Genomic DNA, 15,493 nt, shown 5'->3' with positions numbered 1-15,493 from the left:
TACATGCAGTCTCCTGCCGTCCTGTCCGACCGCCGCATCCTCGCCGGGTCGGACGTGCCACTCGGCGCGACCTGGGACGGCACGGGGACCAACTTCGCCCTGTTCTCGGCCCACGCCGAAAAGGTGGAGCTGTGCCTGTTCGACTCCCGCGGCAAGCGCGAGATCGAGCGGATCGAACTGCCCGAGTTCACCCATCAGGTCTGGCACGGCTACCTGCCGGACGTCAGGCCCGGGCAGCTCTACGGCTACCGCGTCCACGGGCCCTACGCGCCCGAGGCAGGGCACCGCTTCAATCCCAACAAGCTGCTCCTCGACCCCTACGCCCTGCAGCATCGGGGCAACCTGCGCTCCCACCCCGCCCTGTTCGGCTACCGGATGGGGCACGAGAAGAAGGACCTGTCCTTCGACCGCCGCGACAGCGCGTTCGTGATGCCGAAATGCATGGTCGTCGACACCGCCCACACCTGGGGCAACGACGTTCGGCCCGAGATCCCGTGGGCCAAGACCATCGTCTACGAGGCCCATGTCGGCGGCATGACGATGGGCAACGACGAGGTGGAGCCGCACCTGCGCGGCACCTTCGAGGGCCTCGCCGATCCCCGGGTGATCGACCACCTCGTGAAGCTCGGCGTCACCTCGCTGGAGCTGCTGCCGGTGCAGGCCTTCTACGACGAGGGCCACCTCGCCGACAAAGGTCTGGTCAACTGGTGGGGCTACGCCACGCTCGGCTTCTTCGCGCCCGCCCAGCGGTACCTGTCGCCGAACGAGAGCCTGCACGAGTTCAAGCTGATGGTCCGCCGCCTGCACGAGGCGGGGATCGAGGTCATCATGGACGTGGTCTACAACCACACGTCCGAAGGGTCCGAGCAGGGCCCGACCCTGTCCTTCCGCGGCATCGACAACGCGTCCTACTACACGCTCGCCGATGACCCCCGCTACTATTTCGACACGACCGGCACCGGCAACTCGCTGAACATGAAGAATTCGCGTGTTCTGCAGATGGTCATGGACAGCCTGCGCTACTGGGTGGAGGAGTGCCACGTCGACGGCTTCCGCTTCGACCTCGCCTCCACGCTCGGCCGCGACCGCGACTCCTTCTCGCAGCACGCCGTGTTCCTCGAGGCGACGCGCCAGGACCCCGTCCTCGCCAACGTCAAGCTGATCGCCGAGCCCTGGGACACCGGGGCCAACGGCTACCAGGTCGGCAACTTCCCCCCCGGCTGGGCGGAGTGGAACGACCAGTACCGCGACAACACGCGCGCCTTCTGGAAGGGCGACGACGGTCTGCTGCCCAAGCTGGCGAACGGCATGCTCGGGTCGGCCGACACGTTCAGCCACGACGGCCGCCGCCCCTGGGCGAGCGTGAACTTCATCACCGCCCACGACGGCTTCACGCTGATGGACCTCGTCTCGTACAACGAGAAGCACAACGAGGCGAACGGCGAGGACAACCGCGACGGCCACAGCCACAACCTCAGCTGGAACTGCGGCGTCGAGGGGCCGACGGACGATCCCGAGATCATCGCCCTGCGCGACCGCCAGCGCCGCAACATGATGACGACGCTGCTGCTGTCCCAGGGCACGCCGATGATCCTGATGGGCGACGAGCGGGGCCGCAGCCAGGACGGCAACAACAACACCTACTGCCAGCCGGGCGAGATGAACTGGCTGGACTGGTCGCCGGACGAGAGGCAGCAGGCGTTCGAGGAATTCGTGCGGCGGGTGCTCGAGATCCGCAACACCCGCGGCCTCTTCCTCGCCGAGCGGTACCTGCATTCCGGCCCCGACGCCCGCGGCAACCGCTATGCCCGCTGGCTCCGCCCCGACGGGACCCCGATGGAGCCGGGCGACTGGGACAACGGCCTGTCCAAGGCGGTGGGGCTGATGCTGCACCAGCGCGGCACCAACGTGTACCTGATGCTCAACGCCAGCCACGAGGACGTGCCCTTCACCGTGCCCGAGCCCAAGGTCGGGCCGTGGGCGCGCCTGATCGACACCGCCGAGGGCGTGGCCGACCCCACCGACGCGCCGGTCGTGGACTCCTCGAACCTGACGCTCGGCCCCCGCTCCATGATCGTTCTGGAGGCCCCGGCCGATGACTGACCGCCGCCCCGCATGGGGCGCGGTGCCCACCCGCCCCGGCCACTGGCACCTCCGCCTCTGGGCGCCCGGTGCCGACAGCCTCTCCCTGCGCCTCGGCGCCGCCGACCGGCCGATGGAGGCCGAAGGCGACGGCTGGTTCGGGCTGGAGGTCGAGGCCGAGGAAGGCGCGCCCTATTCGTTCGTCCTGCCGGACGGGATGGCCGTGCCGGACCCCGCCGCCCGCCGCCAGCAGGGCGACGTGCATGGCCCGTCGCTGCTGACCGCGCCGCCCGCCGACGACCCGTGGGCCGGCTGGTCCGGGCGCCCGTGGGAGGAGGCCGCCATCCTGGAGCTGCATGTCGGCACCTTCACCGGCGAGGGCACCTTCCGGGCCGCCATCGACCGCCTGGACCACATCGCGAAGGCCGGCTTCACGGCCATCGAGATCATGCCGGTGGCCCAGTTCGCCGGCGACCGCGGCTGGGGTTACGACGGCGTCCTGCTCTACGCGCCGCACCCGGCCTACGGCACGCCCGACGACCTGCGCGCGCTGGTCCGCGCCGCGCACGAGCGCGGGCTGATGGTCCTGCTCGACGTCGTCTACAACCATTTCGGCCCCGAAGGGTCCTACCTGCACGCCTACGCGCCGGACTTCTTCCACGACGAGAAGGACACTCCCTGGGGCGGCGCGATCGCCTTCGAGCGGCAGCCCGTCCGGCGGTTCATGATCGAGAACGGCCTCTACTGGCTGCGCGAGTTCGGCTTCGACGGGCTCCGGCTCGACGCCATCGACCACATCGACGACCCTTCGGACGAGGAGGTGCTGATCGAGTTCGCCCGCGAACTCCGCGCCGCCCTGCCGGGCCGCCCGGTGCACCTGACGACCGAGGATTCCCGCAACGTCACCCACCTGCACGAGCGCGAGGACGGGCGCGTCACGCTGCACACCGCCGAATGGAACGACGACTTTCACAACGTGGCTCACGTGATCGCCACCGGCGAGACCGAGGCCTACTACGCGGATTTCGCCCAGAAGGAATGGGCACATCTTGCACGGACGCTTGCCGAAGGGTTCGCCTATCAGGGCGAGCCCGACCGCAGCGGCAAGGTGCGGGGCAAGACCTCGGGCCACCAGCCGCCGACGGCCTTCGTCGACTTCCTGCAGAACCACGACCAGATCGGCAACCGCGCCTTCGGCGAGCGCTTGTGCAACCTTGCCTCGCCGCGGATGGTCGACGCGCTGACCGCCATCCTGCTGCTGTCGCCCCACATCCCGCTGATGTTCATGGGCGAGGAGTACGGCGAGACCCGGTCCTTCTGCTTCTTCGCCGGGTTCGATGGGGATCTAGCCCGGGCCGTGACCGAGGGACGCCGTCGCGAGTTCGCGGACTTTTCCGCCTTCACCGTGGCCGATACCTCCTCGATTCCCGATCCGATCGCGCGCTCCACCTTCGAGGCGTCGAAGCTGGACTGGGCCAAGCTCTCGGACGACGACCATCGCGCGACGCTGGACCGGACAAGGCACCTGCTGACCCTGCGCCGCGAGCGGATCGTGCCACTTCTCGCCGGGGCCGGGCCGCATTGCGGGACGGTCCTCAAGGCCGACGAGGGCGCGATCGCCGTCGACTGGCGGCTCGGCGGCGGCGCGCTGCTGCAGCTGCGCGCCAACCTCGAGGACCAGCCGCGCGACCTGCCCCCGGCCACGGGGGAGGAGCTGCACCGTGTCGGAGCGCCCGGCGGCCCGATCTCGGCCGTCCATTGGCTCGGGACATGAGCCAGCGCGAGCTGCACCGCCTCGCCCGCCACCACGGGCTGACGCTGTCCTACGACGATCCGTTCGGCGGCGCCGGGCGTGCCGTGCCCGAGACGACCCTGCGGCTGATCCTCGACGGCCTCGGCGTCGATCCCGACGCGCCTCCGGGCGGGCCAGCCGCCCCGTGCGAGATGGACCTGCCGGAGGACGTCCGCTGCTGGCTGCCGCCGACGCTGGAGACCGCGCCCGGCTGGGGCGTGTTCTGCCAGCTCTACGAGCTGCGATCGGCGCGGAACTGGGGCATCGGCGACTTCGCCGACCTCGCGGTACTGGCGCGGACCTGCGGCGCAGCCGGCGCCGACTTCCTCGGCATCAATCCCGTCCACGCCCTCTTCCTGTCCGATCCGCACCGGCGCAGCCCGTTCTTCCCGTCCAACCGGCGGTTCCTGAACCCGCTCTACATCGCCCCCGACCGCGTCGACGGCGTGACCGAGCCGGCGGAGGTCGCGGCGCTGCGGGAGGCCGAGCTCCTCGACTATCCCGCCCTCGCCCGCGTCAAGATCGGCGCCCTGCGCGCCGCCTTCGACGCGGGGGCGGAGCGCGAGGGCCTCGCGGCCTTTGCCGAAGCCGGCGGCGGACCGCTGCGCCTGCACGCCCTGTTCGAGGCGATCTCGGCCCGTATGGTCGCCGAAGGCCATGGTGCCGGCTGGCACGCATGGCCGCAGGCGCTGCAGGACCCGCAAGGCGCCGAGGTTGCCCTGCTGTCCGAAGAGCTCGCGGACGATGCCCTGTTCCACGTCTGGCTGCAGATGATCGCGCGCCGCCAGCTGTCCGAGGCGTCCGCGACGGCGCACGCCGCCGGCATGCGGATCGGCCTCTACCTCGATCTCGCCGTCGGCGAGGCACCGGACGGCTCGTCCACCTGGTCCGGCGCCGCGGCCGCGCTTCCCGGCCTCGGCGTCGGCGCACCGCCCGACATGTTCGCGGCCGAGGGCCAGGACTGGGGCCTCTCCGCCCCCTCGCCCACCGCGCTCCAGGCCGCCGGTTTCGAGCCGTTCCGCGAGATGATCGCCGCGCAGATGCAGGACGCCGGCGCTCTGCGGATCGACCACGCGATGGCGCTGTGGCAGCTGTTCCTGATCCCGTGGGGCGCCGGCCCCGCCGAGGGCACGCACCTGCGCTACCCGTTCGCCGACCTCGTCCGCACGCTCGCCGACCTCAGCCACGAGCATCAGGCCCTGGTGATCGGCGAGGATCTCGGCTTCGTGCCCCCCGGCTTCCGCCGGACGATGTCGGGCGCGAACGTCCTGTCCTACCGCATCCTGGTGTTCGAGCAGGACGAAACCGGGTTCAAGCCGGCCTCCGCCTATCCCCGCACCGCGCTCGCCTGCCTGTCCACCCACGACCTGCCCGTCCTTTCGGCCTGGTGGCGCGGCGAGGACGTGGAGCGGCGGCGCACCTTCGGCCTCGTCGACGCCGCGCAGTCCGCCTCCGACGCCGCCAACCGGCGCGAGGAACGGGCGGCGCTGATCGCATGCCTGCGCAGCGCGGGACTCCTCGACGGCCCCGTCGATCCCGACACCGACGAGCTGCCGCCGGGCATACTCGACGCCGCCCACCGTTTCCTCGCCCGCACGCCCTGCCTGCTGGCGGGAGTGCGCCTCGCCGACCTCGTCGGTCCCGAGGCACCGACGAACGTGCCCGGCACCCTCGACGAGTACCCCAACTGGCAGCCCCGCAGCCCGACGCTGGTGGAGACGATCGCGGACCACCCCGCCTTCGTCGCCACCGCATCCCTCATGCGCGCCGAACGGCCCGGACCGGAGACGGAATGACCCTCCCCACCGCCTGCTACCGCCTGCAGTTCCGCGGCGGGATGGACTTCGACCGCGCCGCCACGCTGGCCCCCTACCTCGCCCGGCTGGGGATCAGCCACCTCTACGCCTCGCCTCTCTTCACAGCGCAGAGCGGCTCCACCCACGGCTACGACGTGACCGACCAGGGCGAAGTGGACCCGGCCCTCGGCGGCCGCGCGGGGCTGGAGCGGCTGTCGGCAGCGCTGAAGGCGGAGGGCCTCGGCCTCGTCCTCGACATCGTGCCGAACCACATGGCCTTCTCGGTCGAGACGCCGTGGCTGCGCGACGTCCTGCGCCGCGGCCCGGACAGCCGCTATGCGCGTCATTTCGACCTCGACCCCGAGGAGGAGCGCATCCGCCTGCCCTGGCTGACCGCGCCGTTCGAGGACGTGCTGGCGGACGGCAAGCTCGCCGTAGAGGACGACGAGGAAGGTCCCGTGCTGGTCATCGACGGCGGCCTGCGCGTGCCCCTCGCCGCCGGCGCCGAGATCGACGGCGCCCGCGGCGGCGACGCCGGAGCGCTCCGCGCCCTCCACGCCGCTCAGCCCTGGCGCCTCGTCCACTGGCGGACGGAAAGCGACGCCCTCAGCCACCGCCGCTTCTTCAACGTCACCGGCCTGATCGGCGTGCGGGTGGAGGACGAGGCTGTGTTCGAGGACGTGCATCGCCTGACCTTCGACCTCGTCGACAGCGGCATCGTCGACGGCATCCGGATCGACCACATCGACGGCCTCGCCGATCCGGCCGGCTACCTCGCGCGGCTGCGCGGACGCCTGCCGGACACCCCGATCTGGGTCGAGAAGATCCTCTCCGGCCCCGAGACGCTGCCCCGCGACTGGCCGATCGAGGGCACGACCGGCTACGTCGCCGCCCGCGCCTTCAGCCGGCTGCTGACCGACGCCGACGGCCTCGATGCCGTCGATGACGCCTACCGGGCCGCCACCGGCCGCACCGACCCGGTCGAGGACGTGCTGCACCGGGCGCGGCGGCAGATCATGACCCACGACCTTGCGGCCGAGCTATGGACGCTGCAGCGCCAGCTCGCCGCCATCGCCGCCGACGACCCCGTCGGCTGCGAGCTGGGGCCCGAGACGCTGCGAGAGGCCCTCCTCGCCTTCATCGCGGCCTTCCCGCGCTACCGCACCTACATGACGGACGGCGAGGTGTCGCAGGCCGACGCCGCCCTCGTCCGCCGCACCGCCGCCGAGGCGGCCGCGCGGCTGACCGACCCGGGCGCCCTGCCCTTCCTCGCCGAGGTCCTGACACGCCCGACAAAGGAGACCGCCGCCTTCCGGCTGCGCCTGCAGCAGGTCACCGGCGCCGCCGTCGCCAAGAGCCAGGAGGACACCGCCTTCTACCGCGAGGTGCGCCTGCTCTCCGCCAACGAGGTCGGCAGCGAGCCCGACGACGATTCGCTCGGCATCGACGGCTTCCACCGGGCGATGTCCCGACGCGCCGAGAGGATGCCCCACGGCCTGACGCTCACCTCCTCGCACGACACCAAGCGGAGCGAGGACGCGCGGATGCGCATCGCCGCGATCACCCGCGCCCCGGAGGCGTTCGGCGCCTGGTTCCGCATCTGTCGTGGCTTCGCGCCAGAGCGGCTGAACCCCAACCTCGTCTGGTACGTGGCCCAGACCTTCCTCGCCCTCGACCAGTCCGACGGGGACATGGGCGACCGCCTCGCCGACCACGTGGTCAAGGCGCTGCGCGAGGCGAAGTCCGAAACGTTCTGGACCGCCCCCGACCTGGAGCTCGAGGAAGCCGCGCAGACCTATGTCCGCCGCCTCGCCCAGCACTTCCCCCGCCACGCGATGGAGGTGACGCCGATCCTGCGGATCGCGGACCGTCTGTCGCTGATCCAGACCGCGCTGAAGCTGACGGTGCCCGGCATCCCCGACATCTACCAGGGCTGCGAATTCGCCGCCTACGCGCTGACCGATCCCGACAACCGGCGCGAGGTGGATTTCGGCGCCCGCGCCCGCGCGCTGGAGGGCGAGGCGCCGGCCCGCCCGCTCGACGCCGCCAAGTTCGAGCTGACGCGGACGCTCCTGCGGCTGCGCCGCGAGCGGCCGGCGCTGTTCCTGTCGGGCGGGTATCACCCGATCGAGGCGCCGGCCGGCGTCTGCGCCTTCGCCCGCCGCGAGGGCGGCGCGTCGCTCAACGTCGCCCTGGCGATCGACGCCGACAGCGGCGCTCTTGCCGGCGCCGTCCCCGGCGGCTCCCCGGTCTGGCCCGAGGCACCCTCCGACGCCCCCGTCCGGATCACGCTGAACGGCGTGTGAGACCCACGGTCGATGGCGGGGACGAACCCCCGCCACCGCAGCAACGGCCTTTCCGAACCGACCCGCCTCCTCCGCCCCGCGAACACCCCCTCCCGCCGCCCTGACGTCCGCGACCGCTGCGCCCCGAGGTCCGGGGCCGGGTCAAGGACGCGCGCACGCGCGCCGGCGAAGCCGGTTCATCCTTGACGCGGACCCGGACCGACCCACCCTGGACGGGGCGCGTTCAGGGCACACCTGCCCCTGAACCGCTTCCCCAGCACGGGCCCTTCCCCCTCCCACCGCACCGCACCCGCGGCCGAAGCGGCCTTCCCGGGGACGGCGGGCGGGGCGATGGCCGCAGGCCGAGCGCCGTACGCCATCCCCGGTTGCCGCCACCGCCGGCCCCGGCCATTGTCCCGATGCGCGCGGAGGAGAGGGACGATGGTGACGGTGGCCTGCGTCGGCGAGGCGATGGTGGAGCTGACGCCCGACAATCCGGGCCGGCAGATCGGTTTCGCGGGGGACGTGCTGAACACCGCGATCTACCTCGCCCGCGGTCTGGGACCCGCTCACGAGGTCGCCTTCGTCTCGGTTGTCGGGCAGGACAGCCTGTCGGACATGCTCGCCGCCTTCGCCGAGGCCGAGGGGGTCTCGACCCGGCTCCTCGCCCGGCATCCGACGCGGCTGCCGGGAATCTACGCGATCGCGACGGACCCCGACGGCGAGCGCAGCTTCAGCTACTGGCGCGACGCCTCGGCGGCGCGGACCTTGTTCGAGAACGGGTTCGGCCTCCTGGACGGCTTCGACGTCGTCTACCTCTCCGGCATCACGCTCGCCATCCTGCCGCCGGCGGTCCGGGCGGGCCTGACCACGGCGCTCGCAGGCCATCCCGGCCAAGTCGTCTTCGATTCGAACTACCGCCCGCGCCTGTGGGAGGATGTCCGGACCGCCCGCGCCGCGATGCGGGCGGTGTGGGAGGTCACGGACATCGGCCTGCCGTCCTGCGACGACGAAATCGCCCTCTGGGGGGACGAGGACGCCAAGGGGGTCGTCGCGCGGCTGCGGGGTTGGGGCGTGACGGACGGCGCGCTAAAGCGCGGCCCGGATGGACCCATCGCGCTGTCGGGCGCCCCCGCCGGACCGTTCCCGCCCGCCCCGAAGGTCGTCGACACCACCGCCGCCGGGGACAGCTTCAACGGCGCCTACCTCGCCGCCCGCCTCACCGGCGGGGACGACGCCGCGGCGCTGGCCGCCGGCCACGCTCTGGCGTCCCGGGTCGTCGGCCTGCCGGGCGCGATCGTCCCGAGGGAGGGGGACTGATCCGTACCGCCCGCCCTCACGCCGGCTCGCGCACGGTCGCGCCCGGCGGGATCGTCGGCGGCGCGGCGTTCAGCGCGTCCTTCGCGAAGCCCGCCGCGCGCTGGTAGCCGGCCATGAAGTCCCGCCGCTCGTCCGGCGGGATCACCGCGTCGATGTCGTCGAACACCCCGCCGCACCGTTCGTCCACGAGGTTGAGCAGGCCGAACGGCCCCGCCCCCCGATTCCGGAGCACCACCTCCGAGATCGGACCGCAGAGGCGCGCGTCGTAGGCGGCAAGCGCCTCCGGCCCCACCCCGTGCGCCACCAGCTCGGCCCCGAGCACCCGTCCGTCCACGATCGCCTGGCTCGCTCCGTTGGAGCCGGTGGGATACATCGCGTGCGCCGCGTCGCCGATCAGCGCCACCCGCCCGTCGACCCAGGTGGGCACCGGGTCGCGGTCGATCATCGGGTTCTCGTAGGCGATGTCCGCCTCCGCCAGCAGCGCCGGCACGTCGAGCCAGTCGTAGCGGAACCCGTCGAAATGGTGCGCGAACTCCGCGACCTCGACCGGCCGGAACCAGCTGTCCCGCTGCGCGCCGTCCATGTCGTCCAGCGTCACCTCGGCGATCCAGTTGATCGTGGCGAGGCCGTCCGCATCGGGGCGCGAGATCGGGTAGATCACCATCCGGTGCCGGTGCGTCCCGAGCCCGACGAAGGACGAGCCGGTGCGGATCGGCCGCGCCCGCGTCGTGCCGCGCCACATCAGCGCGCCGCCCCAGTGGATCGGCGGCTGGTCCGGGTGCATCTGCGCCCGGATCGCCGAATGGATCCCGTCCGCGCCGATCAGCAGCGCCCCCTCGTGCCGCTCCTCCGTCCCGTCGGCGCGCCGCACGATCGCCGTCACGCCGTCCGCCCGCGTCTCGTAGCCCGTGACCTTCCGGCCCAGGCGCAGAGCGCCGTCGCCCAGCCTGTCGCGGACCGCGTCGGCCAGCGCCACGTGCAGAAGGCCCCGGTGCGCGGCGTACTGCGGCCAGTCGTAGCCGGCGTCGCGGCCCCGCGGCTCGGAATAGATGTCGTTGCCGTTCAGGCCGACCAGCGCCCATTCCCTCGCCGGCAGCCCGACGCGGTCGAGAAAGTCCTCGCCGAGGCCCAAGTCCGACAGCTCGCGCACCGCGTTCGGCTGCAGGTTGATCCCGACGCCGAGCGGCTTGAGCGACGTGACGCCCTCGAAGACGACGCATGGCACGCCGATCTGGTGCAGCGTCAGCGCGGCGGAAAGGCCGGCGATGCCGCCGCCGGCGATCAGGACGGGTCTGTCGGTCATGTCTCGTCTCTCCCTCGCCCGCCCTTTTGCCCTCTGCGGCGGGCGATGCCAACACTCGTCGGGGCTGGCGCCCGCGGCGGCGGCAGGGCATGCCGGGGACATGGACGAGAGGTTCCGCCTGCATCCCGAGAGCCGCCTGCTGACGCCCGACGCGCCCGGCGCGGCGGCGCTGGTGCGGGCGCTGCGGGAGGGGCGCGGGATCGTCGCCGGCGAAGGCGGCGTCGAGGCACGGGAGGCGCCGTTCCTCTGGTGCCGGACCTCCGGCTCGGGCGGAGCGCCCAAGGTCGTGCACCGCCGCCCGGCGAGCTGGATCGCCAGCTTCGAGGTGAATGCGCAGCTTTTCGGCCTCGGCCCCGCGGACGTCGTCGCGGCGCTCGGCGCCCTCGGCCATTCCCTGACGCTCTACGCCGCCATCGAGGCCTTGCATCTCGGCTGCGGCCTCGCCCTGCTCGGCGGCCGGCACGGCCGGGCGCAGGCCCGCGCGGCCGCGGAGCTGGGCGTGACCGTGATCTACGCGACCCCCTCGCAGCTGAGCCTTCTGGTCGACGGCGACCCGCTGCCCGGCGTCCGGCTGGTCCTCTGCGGCGGCGGCCGGCTGTCGCCGGAGCTGCGCGCGCGGCTGGTGGAGCGGATGCCGGCGGCCGAATTGCGCGCCTTCTACGGCGCGAGCGAAACGAGCTTCGTGACGCTGACGGACGACGGCACGCCCGAGGGGGCGGTCGGCCGGCCCTATCCGGGGGTGGAGCTGTCGATCGACGGAGGGACCGGCGAGGTCTGGGTGCGCTCGCCCTATCTGTTCGACGGCTACGAGGGCGCCGGCAGCGCGCTGACCCGCAGCCGGGACGGCTGGGTCACCGTGGGCGAGGTCGGACGGCTGGACGCGGACGGGCACCTCTGGCTGTCCGGCCGGCGCGACCGGGTGGTGCGGGTGGCCGAGCGGGACGTCTTCCTGGAGGACGTCGAGGCGGCGCTTGCGGGGCTCACCGGCCGGCCCGCCGCGGCCGTGGCCCTGCCGGACGCGGCGCGGGGCGCGGTGATCGTGGGCGTCGTGACCGGGCCGGCGGAGTCGGACGCGATCCGCGAGGGGTGCCGCGCGGTCCTGCCGCCGCAGGCGGTCCCGCGGCGGGTGCGGGTCGTGGACGCGCTGCCGCTGCTGCCGGCGGGCAAGACGGACCTCGCAGCGATCCAGCGTTTGGTGACGGAGTGACGGGGCGGACGCGGTCCGCCGGAGGCCGGGCATGAATGCCCGCCTCCTCGCCGCACGCCGCACCGCGATCGTCCCCCGCGGCGGCGCCTTCGCGCGCCTCCTGCCGCACGAACTCGCCGCGCCGGTCATCCGGGCGGCGCTGGCCGACGCCGGCCTTGGGCCGCAGGACGTGGGCGAAGTGATCCTCTCCAACGCCCTCGGCGCCGGCGGCAACCTCGCGCGGGTCGCCTCGCTGGCCGCCGGGCTGCCGGAGCGGGTGGCGGGGCTGACCATCGACCGGCAATGCGCGGGCGGTCTCGACGCGCTCCTCCTCGCCGACGCGCTCGTGCGGGCGGGGGTTTATGACGTCGTCGTCGCGGGCGGGGTGGAGAGCTATTCGCGCCGGCCCCAGCGCCTGCGGACCGACCCGGACGGCGGACCGGCGGTCCCTTACGACCAGGCGCCCTTCACGCCATGGCCGGATCGCGACCCGGGCATGGCCGAGGCCGCCGACCGGCTGGGCCGGGAGCTCCGGATCGACCGGGCGGCGCAGGAGGCCTGGGCGGCCGAGAGCCACCGCAAGGCCCTCGCCGCCGGGCCGGCGCCCGGGATGGTGCCCCTGCACGGCGTCGCGGCCGACCCCTTCGCCCGGAGGCTGACGCCCCGCCTCCTCGCCCGCGCCCGCCCGGTGCGCGGCGCCGTCACGGTCGCGACGATGGCGGTCGCGGCGGACGCGGCCGCCGTCTGCGTCGTCGCCTCGCCCCGGGCCGCCGCCGCGCTCGGCCGCACCGGGCCGGCCATCCTCTCCGGCGCCACGCTCGGCGGCGCGCCCGACCTGCCCGGCCTCGCCCCGGTGGCCGCCGGCCGCGCGGCGCTGGCGGCGGCGGGGCTGAATGCGGACGACCTTGCGAGGGCCGAAATCATGGAGGCGTTCGCGGTACAGGCCATCGCCTGCGTGCACGGGCTGGGGCTGCGGCCGCACATCGTGAACCCGGACGGCGGCGCGTTGGCGCGGGGCCACCCCGTCGGCGCGTCGGGCGCGGTGCTGGCGGTGGACCTGTTCCACGGCCTCGCGCCCGGCGAGGCCGGTCTCGCCGCCATCGCCGCGGCGGGCGGGATCGGGACGGCGCTGGTCCTGCGGGCCTAGTCGAACCCCGAGAAGGTCGCGAAGTCGGAGACCGGCGCCCGCTCGGTCCGCACGGCGTTCACCGGCGCACCTTCGTCCGGCGCGCCCACCGCGAGGCCGCAGACGACCATCTCCTCCTCCGGCAGCCCGAGGCGGGCGTGGACGACGGACGCGTAGGTCGCGAGCGCGCCGATGCCCGTCGCCGCCAGTCCCCGCTCCGTCGCCGCAAGCATCAGCGCCATCAGCGCCATGCCGAGATCCATGAACCCGCCCGCGCCCATGTCGCGGCGGATCGTCACCACGATCCCGACCGGCGCACCGAAGAAGTCGTAGTTCCGCGCCCACTGGCGGCGGCGGCCGTCGAGATCCCGTCGCCCGATCCCCAGCGCCTCGTACAGGGCATAGCCGGCGGCGCGCTGGCGGGCCTTGAGCTCGGCCGGCATCTCGGCGGGAAACCAGGAATATTCGCGGCTGGTCGGCGCGTCCGTCTTGAGCGCGTCCTGCAGGGCCGCGCTCAGGTCCGCGAGCGGCGCGCCGGTCAGGACGTGGAAGGCACCGGGCTGCAGGTTCGCGCCCGAGGGCGCGCGGCGGGCGGCCGCCAGCAGCGCCTCGATTTCGACCCGTGAGACCGTCCGGCCCGTGAAGGCGCGGATCGACCGGCGCCGCGCCAGCAGCTCCTCAAGCCGCGTGGACATCGGGCCGGCTGAGCAGGCTGCCGGGCCGCGCCCGGGCGAGGCCGGCGGTCAGCGCGCCGGCGAGGCCCGCCTTGGCCAGGTCCCCCGGCAGGAAGGCGAGCGCCAGCAGCGCCGCCTCGGGCAGCGAACGGCCGAGCGCCAGCATCAGCCCGGCAATTCCGAAGGCGTAGAGCGCCGCGATCCCGCCCACGACCGAGGCGATTCCGGCGACGAGTCCGAGCGGCGCAGCGCGCCAGCGCTCCACGATCCAGCCGGTGACGAAGGCGGCGACGGGGAAGCCGATCAGGAACCCCGCCGACGGCGCGACGAAGACGCCGAGACCGCCGCGCCCGCCGCTGAGGAGCGGCAGGCCGAGCGCGACCAGCAGCAGGAACAGCAGCATCGCCAGCGCCCCGCGCCGGGCGCCGAGAACGGTGCCGCACAGCATGACGCCAAGGCTCTGCGCCGTGACCGGCACGCCGAAGCCGAGGGTGACCGGCGGGATCAGCCCCAGCACGGCGGTGAGGGCGGCGAAGACCGCGACCAGGGTGACGGACCGTTCCATCTCAGACCTCTCGTTCGGGGGCCGGGGTCAGGCCGCCCCGCGCCCGCAACGCCTCGGCCACGCGGTCGGCATCGTCAAGGGCGGTCAGCGCGAACGGCAGGACGATGCGCCACGTCACCCGCCGGGGCGACCGCGCCCGCCAGGCCTCGCCCAGCTGCCGGCCGCGGGCGAACATCGCGGGCACCATGCGGATGACGAGGCCGATCGCGATCTCCAGCGGCCTGGTGCTCACGCCGAGGCGGCGCAGCGGCGCGGTCAGGCGGCGGACGACATCGATCATGTCGCCGAGGCGCGTGGTCATCGTCACGAGGTTGGCGAGGCCGACCGCGGTGACGAGGCGCAGCACGATGACGGCCCCCTCCTCTGTCCGCCCCGACCAGAGGTGGAAGGCGCCGACGATCAGCAGGAACGGCCAGAGCGGACGCAGCCGCCGCAGCCCCTCGCGCAGGAAGACCCCACCGCACGCGGCATAGAGGCCCAGCGTCGCCGCCAGCGCCGCCGCCTGCACGGGCAGGGAGTCCGCGAGGAACAGCAGCAGCGTCGCGAGGCACAGGCCCGCCAGCTTCGGCCCCGCCGGCCAGCCGTGGGCGCGGGTCCTAACCGGCGAGGTCAGCGAGATCATCGCGCTCTCCCGCCCGGGTCATCTCGGCCACGTACGCCTCCAGCACCGCGCCCGCCGGCCCCTCGGCCCGCACCCCTCCGCCATCGAGCCAGAGGACCCTGTCGCAGTCCGCAAGATCGTCCGGATCATGGCTGACATGGACCAGCGCACCCTCGTGCCGGCCCAGGGCCCGGCGCAGCTGGGCGCGGGTGGGGATGTCGAGGCCCGCGAAGGGCTCGTCGAGGATCATCAGGCGCGGGCGCATCGCCGCGACGGCCATCAGGCAGAGGAGGTGCCGCTGCCCCTGCGACAGCGTCTCGACATAGGCGCCGTCCCAGTGAGCCACGCCGAACGCCGCCAGCGTCCGCCTCGCCACCTCCTCGGCCTCGGCGCGGGGGCGGCCCTGCTGCGTCAGGCCAAAGGCGATCTCCTCGATCACGGTGGGGAAGATGACCTGATGGTCCGGGTTCTGGAACAGGATTCCCACCTCGGCCAGGGCCGCCCGCCGGTCCGCGAAGAGGTCGCGACCGTTCACCCGCACCGTGCCCCCGTCCGGCCGGATCAGCCCGGCGAGCAGGCGCGACAGCGTCGACTTGCCCGAGCCGTTGCGCCCCACGACGCCCAGCCGGGCCGACGCCAACGACAGGTCCAGCCCGCTCAGCACCGGCCGCCCGCCGAGGCGGACCGAGACGCCGGAGAGGTCGAGCTGCACCGGCGCCGCGGAGAGTCCGCTCGCGGGGGCGGCGAGCGTGTCCTTCACCGG

General features: G+C 73.6%; 12 protein-coding genes. 7 read left to right on the top strand and 5 right to left on the bottom strand.

Annotated features, from left to right (window positions below; all coding sequences use genetic code 11):
* Positions 1-3 precede the first annotated feature (3 nt).
* The 5 genes from glgX (at position 4) to A37W_RS0100335 (ending at position 9,275) form a co-directional block, all read left to right on the top strand.
* A complete protein-coding gene (gene glgX, locus A37W_RS0100355; RefSeq protein ID WP_018301030.1) occupies positions 4-2,103 on the top strand; it encodes a glycogen debranching protein GlgX in 2,100 nt (699 codons plus the stop codon).
* On the top strand, positions 2,096-3,856 hold the full coding sequence (treZ, locus tag A37W_RS0100350) for a malto-oligosyltrehalose trehalohydrolase (RefSeq protein WP_018301029.1): 1,761 nt from the start codon (positions 2,096-2,098) through the stop codon (positions 3,854-3,856). Before glgX ends, treZ begins: the two co-directional genes overlap by 8 nt.
* Positions 3,853-5,670: a 4-alpha-glucanotransferase gene (gene malQ / locus A37W_RS0100345; RefSeq protein WP_018301028.1), complete on the top strand. Its 1,818-nt coding sequence runs from the start codon at positions 3,853-3,855 to the stop codon at positions 5,668-5,670. The genes treZ and malQ overlap by 4 nt, the downstream gene beginning before the upstream one ends.
* A complete protein-coding gene (treY, locus tag A37W_RS0100340; RefSeq protein ID WP_018301027.1) occupies positions 5,667-7,976 on the top strand; it encodes a malto-oligosyltrehalose synthase in 2,310 nt (769 codons plus the stop codon). Before malQ ends, treY begins: the two co-directional genes overlap by 4 nt.
* A gap of 420 nt (positions 7,977-8,396) precedes the next feature.
* Positions 8,397-9,275 (top strand): sugar kinase, encoded by an 879-nt coding sequence (locus tag A37W_RS0100335; protein WP_018301026.1) that lies wholly within the window; start codon positions 8,397-8,399, stop codon positions 9,273-9,275.
* Between the two features lie 16 nt (positions 9,276-9,291).
* Here A37W_RS0100335 and A37W_RS0100330 read toward each other — a convergent pair whose 3' ends face one another.
* Positions 9,292-10,578: a flavin-dependent oxidoreductase gene (locus tag A37W_RS0100330; RefSeq protein WP_018301025.1), complete on the bottom strand. Its 1,287-nt coding sequence runs from the start codon at positions 10,576-10,578 to the stop codon at positions 9,292-9,294.
* A 100-nt stretch (positions 10,579-10,678) separates the two neighbouring features.
* Between A37W_RS0100330 and A37W_RS20570 the strand changes: the two genes are divergently transcribed.
* Positions 10,679-11,785, top strand: coding sequence for an AMP-binding protein (locus A37W_RS20570; RefSeq protein ID WP_018301024.1), 1,107 nt, complete (start codon positions 10,679-10,681; stop codon positions 11,783-11,785).
* Between the two features lie 31 nt (positions 11,786-11,816).
* Positions 11,817-12,911, top strand: a complete 1,095-nt coding sequence (locus A37W_RS0100320; protein ID WP_018301023.1) for a thiolase family protein — start codon at positions 11,817-11,819, stop codon at positions 12,909-12,911.
* Here the strand turns inward: A37W_RS0100320 and A37W_RS0100315 are convergent.
* Genes A37W_RS0100315 through A37W_RS0100300 form a run of 4 tightly spaced genes read right to left on the bottom strand, consistent with a single transcriptional unit; the run spans position 12,908 to position 15,490 of the window.
* A complete protein-coding gene (locus A37W_RS0100315) occupies positions 12,908-13,585 on the bottom strand; it encodes a nitroreductase family protein (RefSeq protein WP_018301022.1) in 678 nt (225 codons plus the stop codon). The genes A37W_RS0100320 and A37W_RS0100315 overlap by 4 nt on opposite strands.
* On the bottom strand, positions 13,569-14,129 hold the full coding sequence (locus tag A37W_RS0100310; RefSeq protein ID WP_018301021.1) for a biotin transporter BioY: 561 nt from the start codon (positions 14,127-14,129) through the stop codon (positions 13,569-13,571). Before A37W_RS0100310 ends, A37W_RS0100315 begins: the two co-directional genes overlap by 17 nt.
* A gap of 1 nt (position 14,130) precedes the next feature.
* A complete protein-coding gene (locus A37W_RS0100305; RefSeq protein ID WP_018301020.1) occupies positions 14,131-14,751 on the bottom strand; it encodes an energy-coupling factor transporter transmembrane component T family protein in 621 nt (206 codons plus the stop codon).
* Positions 14,726-15,490, bottom strand: coding sequence for an energy-coupling factor ABC transporter ATP-binding protein (locus A37W_RS0100300; protein ID WP_018301019.1), 765 nt, complete (start codon positions 15,488-15,490; stop codon positions 14,726-14,728). Before A37W_RS0100300 ends, A37W_RS0100305 begins: the two co-directional genes overlap by 26 nt.
* Positions 15,491-15,493: the final 3 nt, after the last annotated feature.

Source organism: Wenxinia marina DSM 24838, assembly GCF_000379485.1.
Lineage (GTDB): Bacteria > Pseudomonadota > Alphaproteobacteria > Rhodobacterales > Rhodobacteraceae > Wenxinia > Wenxinia marina.
This window is presented reverse-complemented; position numbering and strand designations above follow the sequence as displayed.

What these genes read in the sequence shown, in the direction of transcription:
- glgX (WP_018301030.1), top strand. Translation starts at nt 4, where the DNA reads ATGCAGTCTCCTGCCGTCCTGTCCGACCGCCGCATCCTCGCCGGGTCG.
- treZ (WP_018301029.1), top strand. Translation starts at nt 2,096, where the DNA reads ATGACTGACCGCCGCCCCGCATGGGGCGCGGTGCCCACCCGCCCCGGC.
- malQ (WP_018301028.1), top strand. Translation starts at nt 3,853, where the DNA reads ATGAGCCAGCGCGAGCTGCACCGCCTCGCCCGCCACCACGGGCTGACG.
- treY (WP_018301027.1), top strand. Translation starts at nt 5,667, where the DNA reads ATGACCCTCCCCACCGCCTGCTACCGCCTGCAGTTCCGCGGCGGGATG.
- A37W_RS0100335 (WP_018301026.1), top strand. Translation starts at nt 8,397, where the DNA reads ATGGTGACGGTGGCCTGCGTCGGCGAGGCGATGGTGGAGCTGACGCCC.
- A37W_RS0100330 (WP_018301025.1), bottom strand. Translation starts at nt 10,578, where the DNA reads ATGACCGACAGACCCGTCCTGATCGCCGGCGGCGGCATCGCCGGCCTT.
- A37W_RS20570 (WP_018301024.1), top strand. Translation starts at nt 10,679, where the DNA reads ATGGACGAGAGGTTCCGCCTGCATCCCGAGAGCCGCCTGCTGACGCCC.
- A37W_RS0100320 (WP_018301023.1), top strand. Translation starts at nt 11,817, where the DNA reads ATGAATGCCCGCCTCCTCGCCGCACGCCGCACCGCGATCGTCCCCCGC.
- A37W_RS0100315 (WP_018301022.1), bottom strand. Translation starts at nt 13,585, where the DNA reads ATGTCCACGCGGCTTGAGGAGCTGCTGGCGCGGCGCCGGTCGATCCGC.
- A37W_RS0100310 (WP_018301021.1), bottom strand. Translation starts at nt 14,129, where the DNA reads ATGGAACGGTCCGTCACCCTGGTCGCGGTCTTCGCCGCCCTCACCGCC.
- A37W_RS0100305 (WP_018301020.1), bottom strand. Translation starts at nt 14,751, where the DNA reads ATGATCTCGCTGACCTCGCCGGTTAGGACCCGCGCCCACGGCTGGCCG.